General features: G+C 61.0%; 19 protein-coding genes, 1 pseudogene and 1 riboswitch. Of the genes and pseudogenes, 10 read left to right on the top strand and 10 right to left on the bottom strand.

Features of this window, described 5'->3' with window-relative positions:
- Window positions 1-690 (bottom strand): 5,6-dimethylbenzimidazole synthase, encoded by a 690-nt coding sequence (bluB, locus tag GR197_RS26940; RefSeq protein WP_164015162.1) that lies wholly within the window; start codon window positions 688-690, stop codon window positions 1-3.
- 42 nt (window positions 691-732) lie between these two features.
- Window positions 733-918, bottom strand: a riboswitch (cobalamin riboswitch).
- 171 nt (window positions 919-1,089) lie between these two features.
- On the opposite strand from bluB, the gene GR197_RS26935 reads away from it, so the two are divergent.
- The 4 genes from GR197_RS26935 (at window position 1,090) to GR197_RS26920 (ending at window position 6,663) form a co-directional block, all read left to right on the top strand.
- On the top strand, window positions 1,090-2,493 hold the full coding sequence (locus GR197_RS26935; RefSeq protein ID WP_164015160.1) for an MFS transporter: 1,404 nt from the start codon (window positions 1,090-1,092) through the stop codon (window positions 2,491-2,493).
- Window positions 2,494-2,714: 221 nt separating this feature from the next.
- A complete protein-coding gene (locus tag GR197_RS26930) occupies window positions 2,715-4,607 on the top strand; it encodes a methyl-accepting chemotaxis protein (RefSeq protein WP_164015158.1) in 1,893 nt (630 codons plus the stop codon).
- Window positions 4,608-4,671: 64 nt separating this feature from the next.
- Window positions 4,672-5,253, top strand: coding sequence for a hypothetical protein (locus tag GR197_RS26925; RefSeq protein ID WP_164015156.1), 582 nt, complete (start codon window positions 4,672-4,674; stop codon window positions 5,251-5,253).
- Between the two features lie 342 nt (window positions 5,254-5,595).
- On the top strand, window positions 5,596-6,663 hold the full coding sequence (locus tag GR197_RS26920; RefSeq protein ID WP_164015154.1) for a 3-deoxy-7-phosphoheptulonate synthase: 1,068 nt from the start codon (window positions 5,596-5,598) through the stop codon (window positions 6,661-6,663).
- Between the two features lie 166 nt (window positions 6,664-6,829).
- On the opposite strand, the gene GR197_RS26915 is transcribed toward GR197_RS26920, so the two are convergent.
- From GR197_RS26915 to GR197_RS26905, 3 genes are all read right to left on the bottom strand, one after another.
- Window positions 6,830-7,231, bottom strand: coding sequence for a hypothetical protein (locus GR197_RS26915; RefSeq protein WP_164015152.1), 402 nt, complete (start codon window positions 7,229-7,231; stop codon window positions 6,830-6,832).
- 343 nt (window positions 7,232-7,574) lie between these two features.
- Window positions 7,575-8,405 carry a TolB family protein gene (locus GR197_RS26910; protein ID WP_164015150.1) on the bottom strand — a complete coding sequence of 277 codons (831 nt, stop codon included), beginning with the start codon at window positions 8,403-8,405 and terminating at the stop codon, window positions 7,575-7,577.
- 60 nt (window positions 8,406-8,465) lie between these two features.
- Window positions 8,466-10,145, bottom strand: coding sequence for an NAD+ synthase (locus GR197_RS26905; RefSeq protein WP_164015148.1), 1,680 nt, complete (start codon window positions 10,143-10,145; stop codon window positions 8,466-8,468).
- Window positions 10,146-10,335: 190 nt separating this feature from the next.
- On the opposite strand from GR197_RS26905, the gene GR197_RS26900 reads away from it, so the two are divergent.
- Entirely contained in the window at window positions 10,336-10,866 is a 531-nt protein-coding gene (locus GR197_RS26900; RefSeq protein ID WP_164015146.1) for a DUF1003 domain-containing protein, read from the top strand.
- Here the strand turns inward: GR197_RS26900 and GR197_RS26895 are convergent.
- Window positions 10,863-11,261, bottom strand: a complete 399-nt coding sequence (locus GR197_RS26895) for a GFA family protein (RefSeq protein ID WP_164015145.1) — start codon at window positions 11,259-11,261, stop codon at window positions 10,863-10,865. The genes GR197_RS26900 and GR197_RS26895 overlap by 4 nt on opposite strands.
- 362 nt (window positions 11,262-11,623) lie before the next feature.
- Between GR197_RS26895 and GR197_RS26890 the strand changes: the two genes are divergently transcribed.
- The 3 genes and pseudogenes from GR197_RS26890 (at window position 11,624) to GR197_RS26880 (ending at window position 15,690) form a co-directional block, all read left to right on the top strand.
- A complete protein-coding gene (locus GR197_RS26890) occupies window positions 11,624-12,046 on the top strand; it encodes a TadE/TadG family type IV pilus assembly protein (RefSeq protein ID WP_164015143.1) in 423 nt (140 codons plus the stop codon).
- Window positions 12,046-13,785 carry a pilus assembly protein TadG-related protein gene (locus tag GR197_RS26885; RefSeq protein ID WP_204330409.1) on the top strand — a complete coding sequence of 580 codons (1,740 nt, stop codon included), beginning with the start codon at window positions 12,046-12,048 and terminating at the stop codon, window positions 13,783-13,785. The genes GR197_RS26890 and GR197_RS26885 overlap by 1 nt, the downstream gene beginning before the upstream one ends.
- A 211-nt stretch (window positions 13,786-13,996) precedes the next feature.
- Window positions 13,997-15,690 (top strand): annotated as a pseudogene (locus GR197_RS26880) (ABC transporter ATP-binding protein).
- Window positions 15,691-15,920: 230 nt separating this feature from the next.
- Here the strand turns inward: GR197_RS26880 and GR197_RS26875 are convergent.
- Complete coding sequence (locus tag GR197_RS26875; RefSeq protein WP_164015141.1) at window positions 15,921-17,294, bottom strand: class II 3-deoxy-7-phosphoheptulonate synthase; 1,374 nt, start codon at window positions 17,292-17,294, stop codon at window positions 15,921-15,923.
- 358 nt (window positions 17,295-17,652) lie between these two features.
- Between GR197_RS26875 and GR197_RS26870 the strand changes: the two genes are divergently transcribed.
- Window positions 17,653-18,942 carry a VWA domain-containing protein gene (locus GR197_RS26870; protein ID WP_164015139.1) on the top strand — a complete coding sequence of 430 codons (1,290 nt, stop codon included), beginning with the start codon at window positions 17,653-17,655 and terminating at the stop codon, window positions 18,940-18,942.
- 12 nt (window positions 18,943-18,954) lie between these two features.
- Here GR197_RS26870 and gor read toward each other — a convergent pair whose 3' ends face one another.
- On the bottom strand, window positions 18,955-20,340 hold the full coding sequence (gene gor, locus GR197_RS26865; RefSeq protein ID WP_164015137.1) for a glutathione-disulfide reductase: 1,386 nt from the start codon (window positions 20,338-20,340) through the stop codon (window positions 18,955-18,957).
- Window positions 20,341-20,522: 182 nt separating this feature from the next.
- Here gor and GR197_RS26860 point away from each other — a divergent pair, with 182 nt between their 5' ends.
- Window positions 20,523-20,735 (top strand): hypothetical protein, encoded by a 213-nt coding sequence (locus GR197_RS26860; protein ID WP_164015135.1) that lies wholly within the window; start codon window positions 20,523-20,525, stop codon window positions 20,733-20,735.
- A 122-nt stretch (window positions 20,736-20,857) separates the two neighbouring features.
- On the opposite strand, the gene GR197_RS26855 is transcribed toward GR197_RS26860, so the two are convergent.
- The 3 genes from GR197_RS26855 to rpiA all read right to left on the bottom strand — a co-directional run bounded on the left by GR197_RS26855 (window position 20,858) and on the right by rpiA (window position 22,528).
- The gene (locus GR197_RS26855) at window positions 20,858-21,142 is read right to left on the bottom strand and encodes an acylphosphatase (RefSeq protein ID WP_164015133.1); all 285 of its coding nucleotides are present in this window, start codon (window positions 21,140-21,142) and stop codon (window positions 20,858-20,860) included.
- A gap of 96 nt (window positions 21,143-21,238) precedes the next feature.
- Window positions 21,239-21,814 (bottom strand): DUF2059 domain-containing protein, encoded by a 576-nt coding sequence (locus GR197_RS26850; RefSeq protein ID WP_164015131.1) that lies wholly within the window; start codon window positions 21,812-21,814, stop codon window positions 21,239-21,241.
- Between the two features lie 15 nt (window positions 21,815-21,829).
- Window positions 21,830-22,528, bottom strand: a complete 699-nt coding sequence (gene rpiA / locus GR197_RS26845) for a ribose-5-phosphate isomerase RpiA (protein ID WP_164015129.1) — start codon at window positions 22,526-22,528, stop codon at window positions 21,830-21,832.
- Between the last annotated feature and the right edge of the window lie 232 nt (window positions 22,529-22,760).

The raw sequence follows: 22,760 nt of genomic DNA, 5'->3' as shown, positions 1-22,760 counted from the left end.
CTATGGCTCGCTCCGCCCCCAGCCGTCGTGGAAAACGAGTTCCTCGAGCGGCAGCCGCTGCCGCCAGCCTTTGACCGAGAGTTCCGGCTGATCATAGAGCCGGTCGACAAAACCGGCGCAGAGCCAGGCGACCACCTCGATATGCTCGGGTATGCCGAGAATGGTTTTCAGGTCGCCTTCGTGAAAGATGCTGACCCAGCCGATACCGATCCCTTCGGCGCGCGCCGCAAGCCAGAGATTCTGGATGGCGCAGACGGTGGAATAGCTATCCATCCGCGGATTGTGCGTCCTCCCCAGCACCACGCTGCCGCTGCGCGTGGGATCGCAGGTCACGCAGATGCCGAGCGGCGCCTCTGCTATGCCCTCGAGCTTGAGGGAGCGATAGGCCTGCCGCCGCTCGCCCTCAAACATCAATGCCGCCTCCTCATTCGCCTTCGCAAAGGCATCACGGACGCGCGTGCGCACCGTTAGACTTTTCACCAGAATGAAATTCCACGGCTGCATGAAGCCGACGGAGGGTGCGTGATGGGCAGCCGTCAGCAGCCGTTCCACGACGTCGTCGGGCAAGGGGTCAGGCAGGAACTGGCCGCGAACGTCGCGCCGCGTCATGATCGCATGATAGACGGCCTCGCGTTCGGCCAAGGAAAAACCGGACGCCACCGAAAGGGCATCCTCATCAAAGGGTCGCATCGTCAAATCCCCAACAACGCAACCGCCCGCCGTCCGCGCGGGTTGGGTCTATCTTGCCAGGCCGGTCTTCTGACTTGGCGTCATCCGTCTGCCGCAGCCTTCCCAGCAAAAGCCAGTGGCATGATAAGCGGCAAACGTCGGCCTTACAGCGTTGGGCACGTTCCGGTCTTACACCGAATTCCCGATTCTCCCGCCTGGTCGGCGGGCACCTGACGGCGCATCTATTTCAGCAAAGCGTGGCGGCGGCAAGCGGCCTCATGCCGCATTCACCCGTATGTGACATCGATCGCGTGGACAGCTGCGCATCGCTGCCGTAGAACCAAACAGATCCCAACCGACGCCCGTTGCGCCGCAATTTTCCTCTTTGCATCCCGGTTGCCCGTGCCCCGCCTGACACCCATGATCCTTGCGGTCGCCCTGTTCATGGAACAGATGGATTCGACCGTCATCGCCACCAGCCTGCCGGCGATCGCGGCCGATATCGGCACTTCGCCGATCGCGCTGAAGCTTGCCGTCACCAGCTATCTCGTGGCGCTGGCGATCTTCATCCCGATCAGCGGCTGGATGTCCGATCGTTTCGGTGCGCGCAACATCTTCCGTTTGGCGATCTTCGTCTTCATGATCGGCTCGGTCGCCTGCGCCTTTTCCAACTCGATCGCGGCCTTCGTCGTCGCGCGGCTGATCCAGGGCGCCGGCGGCTCGATGATGACCCCGGTCAGCCGCCTGCTGTTGGTCAGGGGAACGCCGCGCCACGAACTTGTCGATGCCATGGCCTGGCTGACCATTCCCGCCCTGATCGGGCCGATGATGGGTCCGCCGATCGGCGGTTTCCTCACCACCTATCTCAGCTGGCACTGGATCTTCTGGGTCAACGTCCCGATCGGCGTGCTCGGCATCATTCTCGTCACGCGTTTCCTGCCGGCCGTCGAGCCGCGCAGCCCGCGGCCGATGGATTTTCCCGGTTTCTTCCTCTGCGGCATCGGCTTTTCCGGCTTCGTCTTCGGCCTGTCGGTGATCAGCCTGCCGGCCGTGCCGCTCGTCTATGGTTATGTCACGGTGGCTGTCGGCATTCTTGCCGGCCTCCTCTATCTCCTGCATGCCCGCCGCACGCCCTATCCGCTTCTCGATCCGAAGATGTTCCGCTACCCGATGTTTAGGGCCGCGATCCTCGGCGCCTCGAATTTCCGCATGGGGCTTGGCGCTCTGCCTTTCCTGATGCCGCTGATGCTGCAGCTCGGCTTCGGCCTGACGCCGCTGCAATCGGGCTCGGTCACCTTCGTCAGCGCGCTCGGCTCCATGGGCTCGAAATTCGCCGCTTCGCGCACCTTCAATGCCTTCGGCTTCCGCACCGTGATATCGATCACAACCTTGCTGGCGGCGATCTTTCTCGGCATCAACGGCCTCTTTACCGCCGAGACGCCGCTGTATTTGATCATGGCCTGCCTGCTGATCGGCGGCCTGTTCCGCTCCATGGCCTTCTCGGGCGTCAACGCCATGGCCTTCGGCGATGTCGACGACGCCGACAGCAGCCAGGCAACCGCAATCAACGCCGTTGCCCAGCGTATCTCCATGGCGATGGGTGTCGCGATCGCCGGCGGCATCCTCGAAATTTCGAGCAGCTTTCATGGCGGCAGGCTGCTGGTCTCGGATTTCCACACCGCCTTCTTCAGCGTCTCGGCGATTTCGGCACTGGCCTGCATCACCTTCCTGCGCCTGCCGCGCGATGCCGGCGCCGAACTGACGACGCGTCGCCGCAAACGCCGCCAGCCCGAGCCCGAAGAGGCGATCGCGGAAAACAGCTGAGCGAGCCAAATCCCAGGCGGCCGCAACGCGATGCCCGCGCTCCGGCATCCCATTCCACTTTATGATTTATTCACACATCAACGACACACTCCGTTTGCGCGTTTTGGGTTGCTATCAGGACATGGGCATGAGCGCTCGTGATGTGACCGTCAGCAGCGATGCCCGTGTTGATACGCCGGTCGGAAACCTGCCCGACTGAGCCGCAATTCCAGGCCCGCGGAATGTTCCAGTTTTTGAAGACGATGCCTCTGACAGCCAAGCTGGCGGCGATTATCGTTGCCGTCAATCTTTGCGGCATTTCCGCCTTCGCCACCTACACCTGGATGTACGAAACCAAAGCCTTGATCGATGGCGCCAAGGCGAACTGGTCCAAGGATGCGGAGCAGTTTGCGTCTCTGGCCGCAGGCGGCGTCAAATGGGGCAAGGCCAACGCCGTGCGTGAGGCCTATTCGCTCTACCGCGACGATCCATCACTCGATCTTGTGCAGTTTGCCGCCTTCAACGCCGAACCTTCAGCCGTCGACACGTGGACACGCGACGGCATCAGCGGTTTGCCGGCGCCGGCCGATCTGGCAAAGGGCCTGAGCGCCAAACCGGAAAAGACCACCATCGACGACGGCGGGATATCTGCCGGCATGGTGACGATCACCGCGCCGCTTCCGCTGGACAAATCGGGCAAGGCCACCGGCTACATCGTCACCAACTGGTCCGTCGAAAAAATCGCTGCCGAAGTCAGGCAGAAGGTCCTCATTTCGCTGCTCACGCAATTCATGATCACCGCTTTGGCCGTCATTGCATTTCTTCTCGCCATGCGCAGCCTCGTCGGCCGGCCGATCCGCATCATCAGCGAACGGATCAGCGCCTTGCAGAAAGGCGATCTGGCCTCTCCCGTCACCTACAGGGAAAATGGCGATGAGATCGGTTTCCTGGCACGTGCCTTGGAAGTCTTCCGTAACGAGGCAATTGCCAAGGTCGAAAGAGAGCAAGCCGCTGCAGAACAGAGCGCCGCGTTCGACGCCGAACGGGCGCGCAATGCATCCTTGACGGAAGAGGCCAACAATTCTCAGCGACTGGTCATGACCGCGCTTGCCAATGAATTGGAAAAGCTTGCCGCAGGTGACTTCTCGATACACCTGGCCGATCTCGGCCCCGAATTCGATAAACTGCGGCAGGATTTCAACCGCATGGTCGAAGCGGTCGCGGCAGCGCTGACCGAGATCAAGACCGCTTCCGTCGCCGTTGAAGGCGGGTCAAGCGAGCTGGCCTCCTCCGCCGATCAGCTCGCCAAGCGGACCGAGCAACAGGCAGCAGCCCTGGAACAGACCGCCGCCGCACTCGATGAGGTGACCACCACGGTCAGAGCATCGTCGCAACGCGCTGAAAATGCCGGGAAGCTGGTCGAGGAAACAAAGCGCAGCGCCCATGTCTCGGCGACTGTCGTTCGTGATGCGATCGGAGCGATGGACCGGATCCAGACCTCGTCGAGCCAGATCGGCCGGATCATCGGCGTCATCGATGAAATCGCCTTTCAGACGAACCTGCTGGCGCTGAACGCCGGCGTCGAGGCGGCGCGCGCCGGCGAAGCCGGCAAAGGATTTGCGGTCGTCGCGCAGGAAGTGCGGGAACTCGCCCAACGGTCCGCCAATGCGGCAAAGGAAATCAAGAACCTGATCAATGTCTCCGGCCAGGAAGTTGCCGCAGGCGTCGGGCTGGTGAACCAAACCGGCGATGCCCTGTTGAAGATCGAGGAGCAGATCAACCGCATCAGCGACAGTATCGCCTCCATCGTCCAGTCCTATCGCGAACAGGCGACGGGTCTGCAGGAAATCAACGGCGCGATCAACCAGATGGATCATGCGACACAGCAGAACGCGGCGATGGTCGAGGAAACCAACGCGGCCTGCCAGGAATTGCTCACCCAGGGACGCCTTCTGCAGAACTCGGCTGGCAGGTTCACGGTTGGCGCCTCTGCCGCCGGCCTTCCCAAAACCGCCCAATCGAGCATTCGCCAATCTCGCCCCGAGCCCAGGGCCCCCGAACCTAGGGCATTTGTGCAGCGGCATGCGGGAAATGCCGCCGTCGCCGCTGCTCCCGGTGCCTGGGAAGAGTTCTGACCTCACCCTCGTTTCATACGCTTTTATTCCACAGCTCCACCCCATAATCAGGAAGGGAACAGTTATGAAGAACGTCGTCTCCGCATTTCTTTTGGCCTGCACCGCACTTGCCGTCTCGACGGGCGCATCCATGGCGCAGGATGCGAAGCTCGCCCCGATCTCCGACTACGTGGCGAGCGACGTAAAACCTTGGCTGAACGATCCGGTCGTCATCGAGGCTATCAAGGCGCAGAACGTCGCAAACGCCAATCTGGGCCAGGGCGATATCGACGCCCTCGACAAGAAGTGGCGCGCCGAGGTCGATGGCTCAGACCATTCGATGATCGACGGCGTGCTCGGCAACGCGCTGTCGAAATTCCTTCAGGAAAAGAAGGCTGCTTCCAACGGCAAGATTGCCGAGATCTTCGTCATGGATGCAAAGGGGCTGAATGTCGGCCAAAGCGATCCCACGTCGGACTATTGGCAGGGTGACGAAGGCAAATTCCAGAAGTCCTTCGGAGCCGGCAAGGACGCTGTTTTCGTCGACGAGATCGAAAAGGACGAATCGACCCAGGCGCTGCAGTCGCAGGCAAGCGTCACGATTTCCGACGACAAGGGAACGCCGATCGGCGCCATCACCGTCGGCGTGAACGTCGACGCCCTGTGATCTCAGGATCTGCATTTAATTTGTCACCGTAATCCAGACACACATCGCCCAGCAGCATGCGCTGTTGGGCGATTGTTTAAGCCTTCTGCGGGAGCAATTTGTGCCACGGCTGAGCGCCCGGCTTTTACGCCGCAAATTCTGCGTGACAATGCACGGCCGCGACGCTACATACGCCTGATGTCGACCACTTCGATCTACGCCTCGCGATTTTATTGGTACCGCTGCTCCCAGCGGACGCGGGTCCATGCGTAACTGAAATCGACGCAACGACAACCCGAACAGCCGCTAGTCTACCTGGCGGCTTTTTTATTCCGCACGGTATGACCAAACAGGAGCCTTACCGTGTCTGATACCATTGATGATCTGCGAATCCTCGAGATCACCCCGCTGACCAAACCCGCCGATATCATCGCCGAAATCCACCGCAATGCCGCCGTCACCGCAACAGTGACCAGCAATCGCGATGCGATCCATAAGATTCTTCATGGCGACGACGATCGCCTGATCGTCGTGATCGGCCCCTGCTCGATCCACGATCCGATTGCCGCCCGGGAATATGCCGCGCGGCTGGAGGAACAGCGACGGCGCTTCGCCGGCGATCTCGAGATCGTCATGCGCGTCTATTTCGAAAAACCCCGCACCACCGTCGGCTGGAAGGGCCTGATCAACGACCCGCATCTCGACGGCAGCTACCGCATCGAGGAAGGCTTGAGGATCGCCAGACGCTTGCTGCTCGACATCAATGCGACGGGGCTTCCCGCCGGCGTCGAATTCCTCGACACGATCACGCCGCAATACATTGCCGACCTGGTCAGCTGGGGCGCGATCGGCGCGCGCACGACCGAAAGCCAGATCCACCGGCAGCTTGCCTCCGGCCTCTCCTGCCCGATCGGGTTCAAGAACGGCACCGACGGCGGCGCACGTGTGGCGCTCGACGCCATCCTTGCCGCCTCACAGCCGCATCACTTCCCGGCCGTCACTAAGGACGGACAGGCTGGCATCGCCTCGACGACGGGCAATGAGGACTGCCATATCATTCTGCGCGGCGGCAAACAGCCGAATTACGAAGCGGCCGATGTCGAAGCGGTCACGGCCGAGGCCGTCAAGCTCGGCCTGACCCCGCGCATCGTCATCGACGCCAGCCATGCCAATAGCGGCAAGGATCCGATGAACCAGCCGCGCGTCGTCAGATCCGTGGCCGCGCAGGTCGCCGCCGGCAACCGGCACATCAAGGGCATGATGATCGAGAGCAACCTCGTCGCCGGCCGCCAGGATCTCGTTCCCGGCAAGCCGCTGGTCTACGGCCAGTCGATCACCGATGGCTGCATCGACTGGGACATGTCGGTGACGACGCTGGAAGACCTGGCGCGATCCGCCCGCGATCGTCGCAAGGCCGCCGTCGCCGCCTGAGCGGTACTATCAAGCGCGGCGGGCAGATATCCCGCCGCCCATTCACAGGTCAATCTTCGTTAAGCTTCCCTGCTCGGTAAAAAACTTGAGACGGTGATTGTTAAACTACAATTTCGCCACCCACCACTCCGTCATTAATGTCGGCTCGATCGCCCGTGAGGGCTTTTCACGACGTGCGCCTGTGCAGGCACTTAGAGGCGACGACCATAATATAAGCGGTCACGGTTCGAATAGAGTCGAGATATTCATTCTCGTCATAAACGACGTCACTTAAAAACAGGAGCGCAATCTTGTCCTGTGACTGGAGCATAAGCTCCTCTTCCGGCGAAAGCGGCAGGTCATCGAAAAAGCTCATGGCATTGTAATTCCTGAAGTACGTCTCGTTACCGCAAGCATATCTCATATCGTGCTGAATATAGAATTTGGCGATGGGAACCGCCATCTGATTTAGAGCTTGAGAATCTTGGTATTTTCCGAACGACCGGAGATACTCCACCGGAAACGCGGTGAAGAGTAATATGGGGCAGCAGGTTATGATGGCTAATGTCCCGAACAATACGGTGCGCACGATCGAGCGACTTCCTTCAACCTCATTGGCGGGACCTATCTAGGCCCATTACCATATCAGATGGCGAAGCCCTATAGATAACATACCGTCCCACCGCCCCATCATTATCTGACGCCTTGTGGCATGCCGGCGTTGATGTAATCATGACAGCTTACAATTGAATATTTGCCGCTGCCATGCCTGGGAAGCAAAGGATCAGGACAAGAATTATCTGCAGGCGCGGCCGTGTGGCTAATGTTGAAGGCATCTTCGCGCCTCTCCAAGGCGGCCAATGCCTGTTCCAGAAGGGTTGCGTCAGGCTTAAGGCCACCACCACCCCATCAAAAAATGGCGGTGCGCGCTCTCAAGAGCTCACCGGAAAATACCTGACATAGGCAAACTCGTCACCATCCGGTGACCAGCAGGGCACGTTGATCGTGCCCTGCCCGCCAAAGAGCTCGAACAGCGTCTTCAGATTGCCGCCATCCATGTCCATCAACCGCAGCCGCACGTCGAGATCGCGCGGATGGTCGAATACCGAGGGGTCATAGGACAGGATCAGCACCTTGTCATTCCTGGGCGACGGATGGGCGAACCAGTTGCCCTGATTGTCCGAGGTCACCTGCTCCAGCCCGGTGCCGTCGGGGTGGATGCGCCAGATTTGCATCAGCCCGGTGCGGCTGGAGTTGAAATAGATCCATTGCCCGTCGGCGGAATAATCCGGCCCGTCATTGCGGCCCTCGCCATGCGTCAGCCGCGTCTCGGCGCCGCCGTCGACCGAGATCGTATAGATGTCGAAGAGGTCGTCGCGGATGCCGCAATAGACGAGTTCGCGGCCATCAGGCGACCAGCCGTGCCAGTAGGACGGCGCGTTCTGGGTGATGAGCCGCGGCGTGCCGCCCTCGATCGGCAGGACATAGATCGTCGACTTGCCGAATTCGGTCTTATCAGAGATGACGATCCCAGTGCCGTCGGGCGAAATACCGTGGTCATTGTTGCAGTTGACGGCAAAGCCGGTATCGACCTTGGTGACTTCGCCGCCATCGAGCGGCAGCCGGTAGAGCAGCCCGTCGCCGTTCAGGAGCAGGGTGGAACCGTCAGGCGAGAAGTTCGGCGCCTCTACGAGCTTGTCCGTCTGCCAGACTTCGCGGGCCCTGCCCGTCCTGACATTGTAGATCTCGACCGAGCTGCGCATGTTTCTCTCCCTGGTATCTCGATCGCGCCGGCGATCCCGTTTGCGCTAGCGATCCCGGCCTCAGCGATCCCGGAACCGGTTGGTGATCGGATAACGCCGGTCGCGGCCGAAATTCTTCTTGGTGATCTTCACGCCCGGCGCCGATTGCCGGCGCTTGTATTCGGCGAGATAGAGCAGGTGCTCGATGCGGTGGACGGTCGCCACGTCATGGCCGCGGGCGACGATCTCCTCGACCGCCATTTCCTTCTCCACCAGGCATTCGAGAATATCGTCGAGGGCCGGATAAGGCGGCAGCGAATCCTGGTCCTTCTGGTCGGGACGCAGTTCGGCCGAGGGCGCCTTGTCGATGATATTTTTCGGGATCACCTCGCCTGACGGCCCCAGCGCACCCGGCGGCACGTTCTCGTTGCGCCAGCGGGCCAGCGCATAGACCTGCATCTTGTAGAGGTCCTTGATCGGATTGAAGCCGCCGTTCATGTCGCCGTACAGCGTGGCGTAGCCGACCGACATTTCCGACTTATTACCCGTCGTCACCACCATTGAGCCGAACTTGTTGGAGATCGCCATCAGGATGACGCCACGCGCCCGGCTCTGCAGGTTTTCTTCGGTAATGCCGCTGTCCGTTCCCGCGAAGAGATCGGACAGCGCGCTGCTGAAGCCCGTCACCGGTTGCTCGATCGGCACGATGTCATAGCGGCAGCCGAGCGCCTTGGCGCAGTCGGCCGCATCCTTCAAAGAATCGTCCGATGTGTAGCGGTAGGGCAGCATGACGGTGCGCACCCGCTCCTCGCCGAGCGCATCGACGGCGATTGCCGTGCAGATCGCCGAGTCGATGCCGCCGGAAAGGCCGAGCACCACCGTCTTGAAGCCGTTCTTGTTGACGTAGTCGCGAAAGCCGAGCAGGCAGGCGCGGTAGTCGGCCTCCTCGCCTTCGGGAATATGCGCCATCGGTCCTTCGGCGCAGTGCCAGCTGGACCCGCCGCGTTTCCACGTCGTTACCGCCAGCGCCGTCTCGAACTGGCTCATCTGGAAGGCGAGCGATTTGTCGGCGTTGAAGGCGAAGCTCGCACCGTCGAAGACCAGTTCGTCCTGGCCGCCGAGCTGTGCGGCATAGACCAGCGGCAGGCCGGTCTCGATCACCTGCTTCAGCACCACCTGATGGCGGATATCGACCTTGCCGCGATAATAGGGCGAGCCGTTCGGCGACAGCAGAATCTCGGCTCCGCTTTCGGCCAGCGTCTCGCAGACGCCAAGATCGCCCCAGATGTCTTCGCAGATCGGGATGCCGATGCGCACGCCGCGGAAATTCACCGGACCCGGCATGGCGCCCTGGTCGAAGACACGCTTCTCGTCGAATTCGCCATAGTTCGGCAGATCGATCTTGTCGCGCACCGCAATCACCTTGCCGCCGTCGAGCACGGCGACGGAATTGTAGCGCCCCGTCTCGTCCTGCCGGGGAAAACCGATAACGACACCCGGCCCGCCATCGGCGGTATCGGCAGCCAGGCTCTCCACCGCTTTCCAGCAGGCGCGAATGAAGGCCGGCTTCAATACCAGATCTTCAGGCGGATAGCCGGAAATGAAAAGTTCGGTCAGGACGAGCAGATGCGCGCCTTCGCGAGCCGCATCGGCGCGCGCTTCGCGTGCCTTGGCGAGATTGCCGGCGACATCGCCGACTGTCGGATTGAGCTGACCGATGGCGATGCGGAAGATATCAGAAAGAGCGTTTTCCTGTGTCATGTCATTTATTTAGCCTGCGTCTTCTACGACCGCAACATGCCCGCAGCAAAAGCCGCACCTTGCTGTGACGAAATTTTTGTGAACGGACGCGCCGCGACCTCGCGGCACAGACACGCATTGCAATTTGCCCGCGGACCGGAATACTGGCGCGCAAATCAACAGCGTCGATAACGGGCACCGGAAACAGGCCATGTCTAATCTTTCGAATTTCATGCACCATCATTTCGACAAGCCGGCCGACGAACTCGGCGCTATCGAAAAACGCGTGCTGGCGAAGGCGCACGCGCGCAAGGTCATCTCGACCGACGTCAACGCCGCCTTTTCCGCCGACGCCTCGTTCGGCGAGCGCATCGCCGACAGCATCGCCCGCATCGGCGGCTCCTGGTCCTTCATCATCGCCTTCTTCGTTTTCCTCGTCGCCTGGACGGTGATCAACACTATCATTCTGGTGAGCGGCGCCTTCGACCCCTATCCCTTCGTCTTCCTGAACCTGATCCTGTCGATGCTTGCCGCCATCCAGGCGCCGATCATTATGATGTCGCAGAACCGCCAGGCCGAGCGCGACCGCTTCGAGGCCGCGAAGGATTACGAAGTCAATCTCAAGGCCGAGCTCGAAGTGCTCTCGTTGCACCAGAAGATCGATATGCGCGTGCTGACCGAGTTGACGGCGCTACGCGAAGACGTAGCGCGTCTCAGCGCCGAGCTTTCTACAAAGGGTTAGACGGGGTTCACCGCATATTGCGGCAGGCCGTCCGATATCTCGTAGAAATCGCCCTTGTCGGCGCAGAAGATGTGATGGCCGAAGGCCAGGCCGCTCGGTTCGTCGAAGGCTCCGGCCAAAACCGAAACCTCCGGCGATTGGTCGCCCTGCCAGAACAGCGCGGAACCGCAATTCGGGCAGAACCCGCGCTGCGCTTGTTCGCTCGACCGGTACCAGCGGACCGCTTCCGTGTCTTCCAACGAAAGAGCTGCCCGCGGCACGTTGACGGCCGCATAGTAAAACCCCGTCTGCCGCCGGCATTGCGAGCAATGACAGCCGACAACAGGTCCGGGCTTCGCCGCAATTGAAAATCGCACGGCGCCGCAAAGACAGCCGCCTGTATGTCGTTCGGTCATGGTCATCCCCTGTTCCTGAAGCGACGTTGCCGCCGAACGTGTTCGGCGTCAAATCCGGTTTTCTGAACGAGCCATCAGGAATCTTGAAAGCCGCCAGGCCTGGCACATACCACCTCGAGACATTGACCCCGAACGGGAATCGACTTCGGCTCATACGTGTATCCACCAACGCTGCGGCGAAACCATCAGCAGTTGTATTCTAAGGTATTTTCCGGCGAAAATAGCAGTATCTCCTGCCAATGCGCACATTTTGTCAAGACCAGACACACTCACTACGTTTATTAGATACTCCAAAATTAATATTTCCTGTTTTACACTCTCAACCGTTGATCGAATCTGCCAATCAACCCGAGAGGTGAAGGATGGCCATTTTCCAACGTTTCCCTTCGAACGAACGCGGCGCCGCGGCAATCGAATTCGCCATCGTCGCGCCTCTCTTTCTCCTGGTGGTACTGACGATGATCGCTTACGGCATCTATCTGAGCGCCGCCCATGCGGTGCAACAGTTGACCGCGGATGCCGCGCGCACTGCCGTTGCCGGCATGACCAGCCAGGAGCGCACGCAATTGGTCGATGATTTCATCAGCCACTCGACCATCGACCATCCGCTGCTCGACAGGAGCAAGCTGCACGTAACGGTCAACACCGACCCCGACAACGCCAACCAGTTCACCGTAACGGCGGAATACGACGCCAATAACCTGCCGATCTGGAACCTCTACACCTTTCCGCTGCCCGACCATATGATCCGGCGCTTTGCGACTATCCGGATGGGAGGGCTCTGATGCGCATATTCAAAGCCCATCTGCAGCAGCGCTTCGCCATCGATCTGTCAGGCAATATCGCCATCATGGCAGCACTCTCGGCCCCGCTCATCCTCTATTCGCTCGGCCTCGGCGTCGATTACGGCATGATGACGCTGCAGCAGCGCCGCCTGCAGCAGCTGAGCGATATCGGCGCCATCGTTGCCGCCGCCGACATCAACCACGCCGCCGGCAACCTCGTCGCCAATTTCGACGAGAACGGCCTCAACATCGCCGTCCGCACCGACGCGGGTTATGCGACGAAAAAGGGAACGGTGCCGCTGACAGCCGATCTCGAGCAATTCGACGCCATTGCCGATTTCACCCCCGGCACCTATCTCGCCGATGCCTCGGTGCCGCTCGGCAGCCGTTTTGCCGCCGGCACCCAACCCTATGACGCCGTCAAGGTCGGCATCACCCAGAAGGCGGAGCTGATCTTCGCCACGGCCTTCGCCGCCGCTCCCAATCTCAGGGCGGTCGGCACCGCCTCTGCCTCCAAGCTTGCCGCTTTCTCGATCGGCTCACGACTGGCAAGCCTGAACGGCGGCGTGCTGAACACGCTGCTCGGCAGCCTGCTTGGCACCAGCCTCTCGCTGAAGGTCGCTGATTATGAGGCGCTTACATCAGCCGATATCAAACTGCTCCCCTTCCTCGACATGCTGGCGACCGATCTCAACCTCACCGCCGGCACCTATGACGAACTGCTGGCGACCGACATCTCCTATCCGCGCCTGCTGAAAACGCTCGGCAAGACCGGCGGTCTGACGCCGACCGTCACCAGGGCGCTCGACGCCATCGAAAAGGCGCTCGGCACCTCGCAGGTCAAGATCAGGCTGGAGGATCTCTTCGACCTCGGCCCGACCGGCGAGCGCGTCATCGGCAGCGGCTCGAAACTCTCGGCCGAGGCGAGCGTGATGGATATCGTTTCGGCCGCCGCCATTGCGGCAAACCAGAAGAGGCAGGTCTCCGCCAATCTCAACGGCTCTGTCCCCGGGCTTGCCACGGTTAAACTGACGCTTGCGATCGGCGAGATGCCGAAAGGCGCCGCCTCGAATGGGATCGGTGCTGTCGGCGCCACCGTCCGCACGGCGCAGGTGCGCCTGGCGCTGGAAGTGTCGACACTCGGCATCAATTCCATCGCCGGCTTGAAGGTGCGCGTACCGCTCTATCTTGAAGTCGCCCATGCCGAGGCCAGGCTTGCGAGCATCACCTGTCTCGGCAACGGCGCGAGGAACGCCACCGTCGGGGTCGATGTCGTGCCCGGCGTCGCGGAATTGTCGCTCGGCGACGTCGATCCCAACGCTTTCGTCAATTTCAGCAGCGCGCCGCGCGTTACCCGCGCCACGCTGATCGACGCTCCGCTACTCGGCGTCTCCGGCCTGGCGCATGTCAATCTCACCAATCTCAGCAAAAGCAAGCTCACCTTCCAGTCGGCCGATATCGCGGCAAAGACCATCATGAATGTCTCGACCAAGGATACGCTGACCTCGGCCATGGCATCGCTGATCAAGGAGACCGATATCCAGGTCAGTATTCTCGGTCTCGGCATCGGCCTGTCGAAGACAGTGGTGCAAAGCGCCGTTGCCGATACACTGTCGGCGCTGACCAAGCCGCTGGACGAGCTGCTTTTCAACCTTCTGACGCTGCTTGGCGTCAAGATCGGCGAAGCCGACGTGCGCGTCACCGATGTGCGCTGCCAGCAATCGGTTCTGGTGCAATAGATCAGCGCATTGCCGGTTTTTGGCCCGAAGCTTCACCTTGAACCTGTTGCCGGCCGACAACACCCGCCAGCCTCCTCCCATCGCGGCATTGAATCGACTGCTATTGTCGGCGATACTCAGCGTCCGATTTCATTCAATTCCTGGGAGACTGACATGAGAGCGACCCTGTCCAAACAGAAAGGAAACATCCCCCACAAGGACACTCTGCCTCATGAACATTCGGTTCTCCCGCGCGAGGAAAAGCTCGCGACGCCATAACGTCTTCCTGAAATTTTTCCAGAACGATCCCGCCGACCGCGGCCGACGCTGGTCGCGCATGCGAAAATTCCTGTCTTACTATCGCCCGCACCTGCCTTTGCTGCTGGCGGATTTGTTGTGCGCCATGCTGGTCGCCGGCACGGCGCTCGCCCTGCCGCTCTGCGCCAATGTCGTCACCAGCCGGCTTCTGGCTCTGCCCGACGCCCCGCAGGCCTTCGCACAAATTCTCGGCATGGGCGGCGTCATGCTGGCCGTTCTGGCGGTCCAGATTGCCGCAATCTTCTTCGTCGATTATCGCGGCCATGTGATGGGCGCCCGCATCGAGGCGACGGTCCGGCAGGAACTCTTCGAGCACTGCCAGAAACTCTCGTTCAGCTTCTACGACCGCCAGCGCACCGGCCAACTTATGAGCCGCATCACAAATGACTCCCTGTGGCTGGGCGAACTCTTTCACCACGGTCCTGAGGATCTTTCCATCGCCCTGCTGAAATTTGGCGGCGCCATGCTGGTGCTGTTCTACATCGATCCGCCATTGGCGGGCCTCATCCTGCTGCTGACGCCTGTGGCAGTGGTCTATGCGCTCTATTTCAACCGACGCATGAACCGCGCGCTCGAAGCCAGCAAGCACCAGATCGCCGCGGTTAACGAGCGCGTCGAGGATGCCTTGGCTGGCATCCGTGTCGTCCAGTCCTTCGCCAACGAGGCGCTGGAACGGGAGCGTTTCGCCGAGCAGAACCGGCGCTTTCTGCAAAGCCGCGCCGACGGCTACCGCAGCGAGGCGTGGTTTTCGGTCGGCACCGAAACCTTCGCCCAGCTCGTCACCATATTGGTGATCGTCGTCGGCGGCTTGCGTATCCTGGCAGCGGAACTGACCGTCCCGGATATGCTCACCTTCTTGCTCTGCGTTGCCGTGCTGGTCGATCCGGTGCAGCGGCTCGCCAATTTCGTGCGTCTCTGGCAGGAGGGTTATACCGGCTGGAGCGGCTGTCGCTCACCATCGCGCCCGGGGAGTTCGTTGCCCTCGTCGGTCCTTCCGGCGTCGGCAAGAGCACGCTTTGTGCGCTGATACCACGCTTCTACGATGTCGAGGCCGGGGCGATCCGCATCGACGGCACCGATGTTAGAGACGTGACGCTGGCCTCGCTTCGGCGCCATGTCGGGGTGGTGCAGCAGGATGTCTATCTTTTTGCCGGCACCGTGGCGGAAAACCTGCGCTATGGCAGGCCCGATGCTGGCGATGCCGAGCTGGAAGCAGCCGCCCGCGCCGCCAATGCGCACGATTTCATCACGGCCCTGCCCCAGGGTTATGACACCGATATCGGCCAACGCGGCGTCAAGCTCTCGGGCGGCCAGCGCCAGCGCATCACCATCGCCCGGGCATTCCTCAAGAATCCGGAGATCCTGATCTTCGATGAAGCAACCAGCGCGCTCGACAACGAGAGCGAACGGGCGGTTCAGCAGGCGCTGCTCAGCCTGGCAAATGGCCGAACCACCCTGGTCATCGCCCATCGTCTCTCGACCGTCCGCCATGCCGACCGCATCCTGGTGCTGACGGCCGACGGCATCGTCGAACAGGGCACCCATGATGACTTGATGGCACAGGACGGCGTCTACGCCAGCCTGCACCGCGTCCAGGCCAGCATTTGAGCGGTTTGCCGTACCTCACGGCAGTGAAAAGCCCGGCGAAACCGCCGGACTTCAGATTGCCGAAAAGTCGGGGGCCGCCCTCTTTCGTCATGCTCGGGCTTGTCCCGGGCATCTGCAGCCGGCGCAGCAGATCCTCGGCACCAAGGCCGAGGATGTCCCCGAATAAAGAGCGAGGCTTGTCAACAAAAAGCCCGGGCGAACCGGGCTTTTCTCATCCATATCAACCGGTCTCAGCCGTTGACGACCATGCGCTTCTCGTCGCGGCCGCCCTTCATGCGCTCGGCAAGCAGGAAAGCGAGTTCCAGCGCCTGGTCGGAGTTGAGGCGCGGGTCGCAATGCGTGTGGTAGCGATCTTGCAGGTCGTCGGCGGTAACGGCGCGGGCGCCGCCGGTGCATTCCGTCACGTCCTTGCCGGTCATCTCGATATGGATGCCGCCGGGATGCGTGCCTTCGGCGCGGTGGATCTGGAAGAAGCTTTCGACTTCCGACAGGATCCGCTCGAAGGGACGGGTCTTGTAGTTGTTGAGCGTGATCGTGTTGCCGTGCATCGGGTCGCAGGACCAGACGACCTTGCGGCCTTCACGCTCGACGGCGCGAATGAGGCGCGGCAGGTTTTCTGCGACCTTCTCGTGGCCGAAACGGCAGATCAGCGTCAGGCGCCCGGCTTCGTTGGCCGGGTTCAGGATGTCGATCAGTTGCAGCAGATCGTCGGTCTGCAGCGACGGGCCGCATTTCAGGCCGATCGGGTTCTTGATGCCGCGGCAGTATTCGACATGCGCATGGTCGACCTGGCGCGTACGGTCGCCGATCCAGATCATGTGGCCTGAGGTGGCATACCAGTCGCCGGAGGTGGAATCGACGCGGGTCAACGCTTCTTCGTAGCCGAGCAGCAGCGCCTCATGGCTGGTGAAGAAATCCGTTTCGCGCAGGCTCGGGTGGTTTTCCGAGGTGATGCCGATCGCCTTCATGAAATCCATGGTTTCGCTGATGCGGTCGGCAAGCTTGCGGTAACGCTCGCCCTGCGGGCTGTCCTTGACGAAGCCAAGCATCCACTGATGGACGTTTTCGAGATTGGCGTAACCGCCCATTGCAAAGGCGCGCAAAAGGTTCAAGGTCGCTGCCGACTGGCGGTAGGCCATTGCCTGGCGCTCCGGGTTCGGAATGCGCGACTCCTCGGTGAACTCGATGCCGTTGATGATGTCGCCGCGATAGGCCGGCAGCGTCACGTCGCCCTGCGTCTCGAAATTCGACGAACGCGGCTTGGCGAACTGGCCGGCGATGCGACCGACCTTGACCACCGGCAGCTGCGCGCCGAAAGTCAGCACGACCGCCATCTGCAGGAAGGCGCGGAAAAAGTCGCGAATATTGTCGGCGCCATGTTCTGCGAAGCTTTCGGCACAGTCGCCGCCTTGCAGCAGGAAGCCATTGCCTTCGGCGACATTGGCGAGATGCTTCTTCAGACGACGCGCTTCGCCGGCGAAGACGAGGGGCGGATAGCTGGCGAGCTGAGCTTCCGTTGCAGCCAAAGCGGCTGCGTCGGGATAATCGGGAACCTGCAGGATCGGTTTTTGCCGCCAGCTGCTCGGGGTCCAGTTCTCTGCCATTTCACTCACCTCACTCACATCCATCCCAGGGATGCCCGTATCTTGAATTGCGGCGGCTTATAGACCTTTAGATCGGGCTTGCAAAGGCCAATCGCCCAAAGCTCGAATGCCGCGCCGGCGTCATCGGCCGGAGCTTGCGTCTAAAGCATGTCGCCCAAAAGTATGAAGCGGTTTTGGGCTGACGACATGGGTAAAAACAAGGGCCTGAAGCGCGGGGAGCGAAGCTGAAAGATCGCGACGCGCTGTAGGTAGAAAAATCCCCGCTTCCATCGTTAAACCAGCATATACCATGTCGATTTCCCGATACTTTAGACTTCCAATGTAAAACCGCGGATGATTTCAACATTGGGGACATGTCATGGCGATCCTTCCGCTCGGCTTCATATCGGATCGTTCGGGCAATTTCGGCATCATGACGGCGTTGCTGATGGTGCCGCTCCTCGGCACCGCGGGCTTGGCAGTGGATTTCGCCCACGCGCTCAGTCTGAGGACGCAGCTTTACGCGGCAGCCGATGCCGCCGCCGTCGGTTCGATTGCCGAAAAATCCGGCGCGGTGGCCGCCGCGATGACGATGAGCGGTAACGGCACGATCTCGCTCGGCAAGGCCGATGCCCGCAGCATCTTCATGTCTCAGATGTCCGGGGAGTTGGCCGACGTTCAAGTCGATCTCGGCATCGACGTCACCAAAGCCACCAACAAACTGAACTCGCAAGTCTCCTTCAGCGCGACCGTGCCGACGACCTTCATGCGTGTTCTGGGGAAGGATTCGATCACGATCTCGGGCACGGCGACGGCCGAATATCAGACCGCCTCCTTCATGGATTTCTACATCCTGCTCGACAACACTCCTTCGATGGGCGTCGGCGCCACCGCGACCGACGTCGCGACGATGGAAAAGAACACTAGCGATACCTGCGCTTTCGCCTGCCACGAAACCCAGAACAACAACAATTACTACAATCTCGCCAAAAAGCTCGGCGTCAGCATGCGCATCGATGTCGTGCGCCAGGCGACCAAGGAGCTGACGCTGACCGCAAAGTCCACGCGTGTTTCCGACAATCAGTTCCGCATGGGCGTCTATACCTTCGGCACCAAGGCCGAGGATGCCAATCTGACCACCATATCCGACCCGACGGACGATCTCGACAAGGTGCGCAGCTATACCGACGCCGTCGATCTGATGACCATTCCGTATCAGGGCTATAACAACGACCAGCAGACGAGCTTCGATAGCGCGCTGACACAGATGAAAACCATCATCACCACCCCCGGCGACGGTAGCACGGCTACGACGCCGCAGAAGATCCTGTTCTTCGTCTCGGACGGCGTCGGCGACAGTGCAAAACCGAAAGGTTGCACCAAGAAACTGACCGGCGACCGCTGCCAGGAACCGATCGACACGTCTTTCTGCCAGCCGCTGAAGGACAAGGGCATCCGAATTGCAGTGCTCTACACCACTTACCTGCCGCTGCCGAAAAACAGCTGGTACAATACATGGATCAAGCCCTTCCAGAGCGAAATCCCGACGAGAATGCAGGCATGCGCCTCGCCCGGCCTCTATTTCGAGGTGACGCCGACCGACGGTATCGCCGATGCGATGAAGGCGCTCTTCCTCAAGGTCATCCGCGCGCCGCGCATCACCAGCTGAGGATACCGCTGCTTAAACTCTTTTGCCGTCTCGGATCCGATAGGTCGGCGCATACATGGTGACGAGCTCTTCGGCCGCCGTCGGATGCAGCGCCATCGTTCGGTCGAAGTCGTCCTTGGTGCAGCCGGCCTTGAGCGTGATACCGAGCAGTTGCGCCATCTCGCCGGCATCGTGGCCGAGGATATGGGCGCCCACCACCTTGCGGCTCGCTGCATCGACGATCAGCTTCATGATCATTCGCTCGGTCCGGCCGGAAAGCGTCGCCTTCAGCGGCCGGAACTGGGCGCGGTAGATTTCGAGCTCTCCGTAACGTTTGCCCGCCTCCTCTTCCGAGAGCCCGACGGTGCCGATCTCCGGCTGCGAGAAGACAGCGGTCGGAATCAGCTCGTAATCCGGCCGGGTCGGATTGTTCTTGTATTCGGTCTCGATGAAGCACATGGCCTCGTGGATCGCCACCGGCGTCAGCTGTACCCGATTGGTGACATCGCCGAGCGCATAGATGTTTTCGACATTGGTGCGGGAATAATCGTCGACGACAATGGCGCCACGCTCATCGACGGCGACGCCAGCGGCCTCGAGGCCGAGGCCTTCGGTGTTCGGGTCGCGCCCCAGCGCCAGCATGACGACACCGGCCTGCAACGTGCCGCTGTTCAGCGTTTCCAGAACGAGGCCGTCATCGCCCCTCGAAACCTTCTGCAGCGTGTCGTGGCAGAGGATGCGGATGCCCTTGGCGACCATCGCCTCGTGCAGTCCGCGCCGCAGATCCTCGTCGAAGCGCGACAGGATCTCGGCCCCGCGATAAATGAGCGTCGTCTCGACGCCGAGGCCATGGAAGATATTGGCGAACTCGACGGCGATATAGCCGCCGCCGGCGATGACGATCGATTTCGGCAGCTCTTCGAGATGAAAGGCCTCGTTGGAGGAGATGCAGAACTCGTGGCCGGGAAGGGCCGCATGCGGGTTCGCCCGCCCGCCGGTGGCAATCACGATCGTCTTTGCCGTCACCGTCTGGCCCGTTTTCACAAGCCGCACCGTATGGGCGTCGACGAGTTCGGCGCGCGTTTCGAAGATTTCGGCATTGGCGCCGGCAAGGCCCTTCTTGTAGAGGCCTTCCAGCCGGTCGATCTCGGCATCCTTGGCGGCTACCAGCTTCTTCCAGTCGAAGCTGCTTTCGCCGACCGTCCAGCCGAAACCCGCCGCATCCTCGAAATGTTCGTGGAACTGCGAGGCATAGACGAAGAGCTTCTTCGGCACGCAACCGCGGATGACGCAGGTGCCGCCATAGCGGTACTCCTCGGCGATCGCCACCTTTTTGCCGAGCGAAGCGGCGACACGCGCACCGCGCACGCCGCCGGAACCGCCGCCAATGACGAAGAGGTCGTAGTCGTAGGAAGACATGAGAAGCTCCGGAAGGGAATCGCAGGAAGGATGTTGCTGATATAGGGGCGATCGCTCTGAAAACAAAAGCCCGCTCCTGCATCATCCGTTCTCCATCGCCGAATCTTCCCGGCAAACGGTTGACCCGGTCGCCTGGGGCTGGCAGGGCAATCCGGGGATGGATAACGATGCCGGAGCAAAAGATGGATCAAACTCTCTTCGCCAATCTGTGCAAGGCTGGCAAATTCAAGGAAGCGCTCGGCCTCGCGACTGAGGGTCACGAGGACGAAAAATACACGCCGAGCCGCTTCTCGATCGACAAGAAGACCAGACTGCCGATCTTCTATCGCGGCAACAAGCGCGTGGAGCCGGATGAAGAAGGTGTGTGGCAAATTGCAAAGAACCCGAATGCCTGATGCATGTCATCAGGACGTATGCAGCGGTCCTAGGCAAAGCGCGAAGCGCTTTTGCCGCAACGGCATGCATAAAAGCAAAGAGCTAGCTCCGGCAAATGTTCGATGCATAGTGATGGCGGCTGTCAGCGGGTGATGCCGAAATCCGTCGGCATTTTCTCAAGCTGGGCTGCTTCCGTCTCGACGCCCGCAACCGACGACCCCGCAGGCCCGCGGCTGAAACGTTCGATCATTGTCGAGATGGCGGCATCGGGTCCTGCGATCAAAGCGACGACGGCCCCGTCCCTTTCATTGCGAACCCAGCCCGTCAAACCGAGCCGTACCGCCTCATTGCGCGTCCACATGCGAAAGCCGACACCCTGAACCTTGCCTGATATCCGCACTCGGACAGCGTTGTAACGATCGGGCATATCTACAGTCACCTGAAGCCTCGCCGGCGGCATTTGCCGCATCATAACAAAAAAGCCCGGACGATGCCGGGCTTTCGCAATTTGATGGTGGAGGCTTTACTTCTGGGCAGCCGGGGCCGGAGCCGGAGCGGGTGCCGGAGCCACCGGGCTTTCGGTTGCCGCCGGCGGCGCCTTGATGACCTTGGAAAGCTCGGTATTGCTCTGCTTTTCCAGGTCGCGGGAAATGCCCTGCGCCCAGATGTCGGCAGCCTTCGCCGTCTCGCGCGAGGCGACCGGGCCGTCGCGCAGCAGCTTCTTGCCGACGTCGGAATTATAAAACTCGGCGATCGCCTTCAGTTCGTCGGCAGTGAAGGTCTTGGCATAGGTGAGTGCAGCCTCCTTCTCCAGATCGCCGCGGCGCGGCGCCAGCGCCAGCGCCTGCGCGTCGACCGTCGACGAAATGATGTCCTGGTAGTTTGGCGAATCCTGGATCAGGCCGGCCTTCAGGCGCTCGGCGAGACCGGGCAGGATGTTGTCGAACTGGGCAGTGGCGCCGATGGCGTCGATCGCGGCGCGAGACGCCTTCAGCTGGTCCTCGGAGACCTCCTGCGCCTTGACGGCGGAGCCGAAGGCAAGCCCGGAAAGAACGACGGTCGCAGCGGCAAGACGGCCAAGACCTGCAATGTTCATCATGAGTGTATGCTCCTGTTATCTGTTTGTCTGCAGTGTGCGCACACCCGCAGGACCGGCAATGATCGCAAGTGCCGCCATATTGATAAAGAGCCCGTGTTCGACGACGCCGGGTATGGAATTCAGCTCGCTCGAAAGCGCCTCTGCATCAGGAATGCGGCCAAAAGATGCATCAATAATGTGATGACCGCCATCCGTGGTAAACTCTCCGTCACCGGACTGGCGCAAAGCCAGTTCACCGGAAAGACCGAGCCGGGCCGCGACCTTCTCGATCGCGATCCGTGTCGAGACGAGCCCGAACGGATTGACTTCGATCGGCAGCGCGAAGGCACCGAGCATATCGACCAGCTTGCTCTCGTCGGCAATGACGATCATTCGTTCGGAGGCGGCCGCGACGATCTTTTCGCGCAGCAGCGCGCCGCCGCCGCCCTTGATCAGCCGGAGCCCAGCATCGAGTTCATCGGCGCCATCGATCGTCAGATCGAGTGCCGGCAGCTCATCCAGCGATTTCAGCGGCACGCCGAGTTCGACGCAAAGCCGCGCCGTTCTTTCAGACGTCGGAACGCCTTCGACCCTGAAGCCGCCAGCGACCTTCTCGGCCAACAGACGAACGAATTCTTCCGCCGTGCTGCCGGTGCCAATCCCGAGACGCATCCCGCTTTCGACATGGGCGAGTGCGGCCGCGGCGGCCTTGATCTTCATTTCGCGGGCATCCATGCGCCGCCAGCTCCGATTATTGCGTTGGATGTGCTGTTTACACGGCTCGCCTGGCAAACGAAAGTCAAAATCATCACGGAAAATGAAAAGCCGAAACAGATGCCTGCGGCCTTCCCCGGCGATCTTCAGGCCGTTGCTTTCCGCTGCATGATCGCCTACCTCAGAGGCGATCCATCGTCCCCAGGGACGATCCATCGTCCCCCGAGGACGATCCGTCATTTCCAGAGGCGAT

It is taken from the genome of Rhizobium phaseoli (assembly GCF_010668805.1).
Classification (GTDB): Bacteria; Pseudomonadota; Alphaproteobacteria; order Rhizobiales; family Rhizobiaceae; genus Rhizobium; species Rhizobium phaseoli_A.
This window is presented reverse-complemented; position numbering and strand designations above follow the sequence as displayed.

What these genes read in the sequence shown, in the direction of transcription:
- GR197_RS26885 (WP_204330409.1), top strand. Translation starts at nt 12,046, where the DNA reads ATGCGCATATTCAAAGCCCATCTGCAGCAGCGCTTCGCCATCGATCTG.
- GR197_RS26925 (WP_164015156.1), top strand. Translation starts at nt 4,672, where the DNA reads ATGAAGAACGTCGTCTCCGCATTTCTTTTGGCCTGCACCGCACTTGCC.
- GR197_RS26910 (WP_164015150.1), bottom strand. Translation starts at nt 8,405, where the DNA reads ATGCGCAGCTCGGTCGAGATCTACAATGTCAGGACGGGCAGGGCCCGC.
- GR197_RS26890 (WP_164015143.1), top strand. Translation starts at nt 11,624, where the DNA reads ATGGCCATTTTCCAACGTTTCCCTTCGAACGAACGCGGCGCCGCGGCA.
- rpiA (WP_164015129.1), bottom strand. Translation starts at nt 22,528, where the DNA reads ATGGATGCCCGCGAAATGAAGATCAAGGCCGCCGCGGCCGCACTCGCC.
- GR197_RS26870 (WP_164015139.1), top strand. Translation starts at nt 17,653, where the DNA reads ATGGCGATCCTTCCGCTCGGCTTCATATCGGATCGTTCGGGCAATTTC.
- GR197_RS26895 (WP_164015145.1), bottom strand. Translation starts at nt 11,261, where the DNA reads ATGACCGAACGACATACAGGCGGCTGTCTTTGCGGCGCCGTGCGATTT.
- GR197_RS26935 (WP_164015160.1), top strand. Translation starts at nt 1,090, where the DNA reads ATGATCCTTGCGGTCGCCCTGTTCATGGAACAGATGGATTCGACCGTC.
- GR197_RS26930 (WP_164015158.1), top strand. Translation starts at nt 2,715, where the DNA reads ATGTTCCAGTTTTTGAAGACGATGCCTCTGACAGCCAAGCTGGCGGCG.
- GR197_RS26860 (WP_164015135.1), top strand. Translation starts at nt 20,523, where the DNA reads ATGGATCAAACTCTCTTCGCCAATCTGTGCAAGGCTGGCAAATTCAAG.
- GR197_RS26850 (WP_164015131.1), bottom strand. Translation starts at nt 21,814, where the DNA reads ATGATGAACATTGCAGGTCTTGGCCGTCTTGCCGCTGCGACCGTCGTT.
- GR197_RS26905 (WP_164015148.1), bottom strand. Translation starts at nt 10,145, where the DNA reads ATGACACAGGAAAACGCTCTTTCTGATATCTTCCGCATCGCCATCGGT.
- GR197_RS26875 (WP_164015141.1), bottom strand. Translation starts at nt 17,294, where the DNA reads ATGGCAGAGAACTGGACCCCGAGCAGCTGGCGGCAAAAACCGATCCTG.
- bluB (WP_164015162.1), bottom strand. Translation starts at nt 690, where the DNA reads ATGCGACCCTTTGATGAGGATGCCCTTTCGGTGGCGTCCGGTTTTTCC.
- gor (WP_164015137.1), bottom strand. Translation starts at nt 20,340, where the DNA reads ATGTCTTCCTACGACTACGACCTCTTCGTCATTGGCGGCGGTTCCGGC.
- GR197_RS26855 (WP_164015133.1), bottom strand. Translation starts at nt 21,142, where the DNA reads ATGCCCGATCGTTACAACGCTGTCCGAGTGCGGATATCAGGCAAGGTT.
- GR197_RS26900 (WP_164015146.1), top strand. Translation starts at nt 10,336, where the DNA reads ATGTCTAATCTTTCGAATTTCATGCACCATCATTTCGACAAGCCGGCC.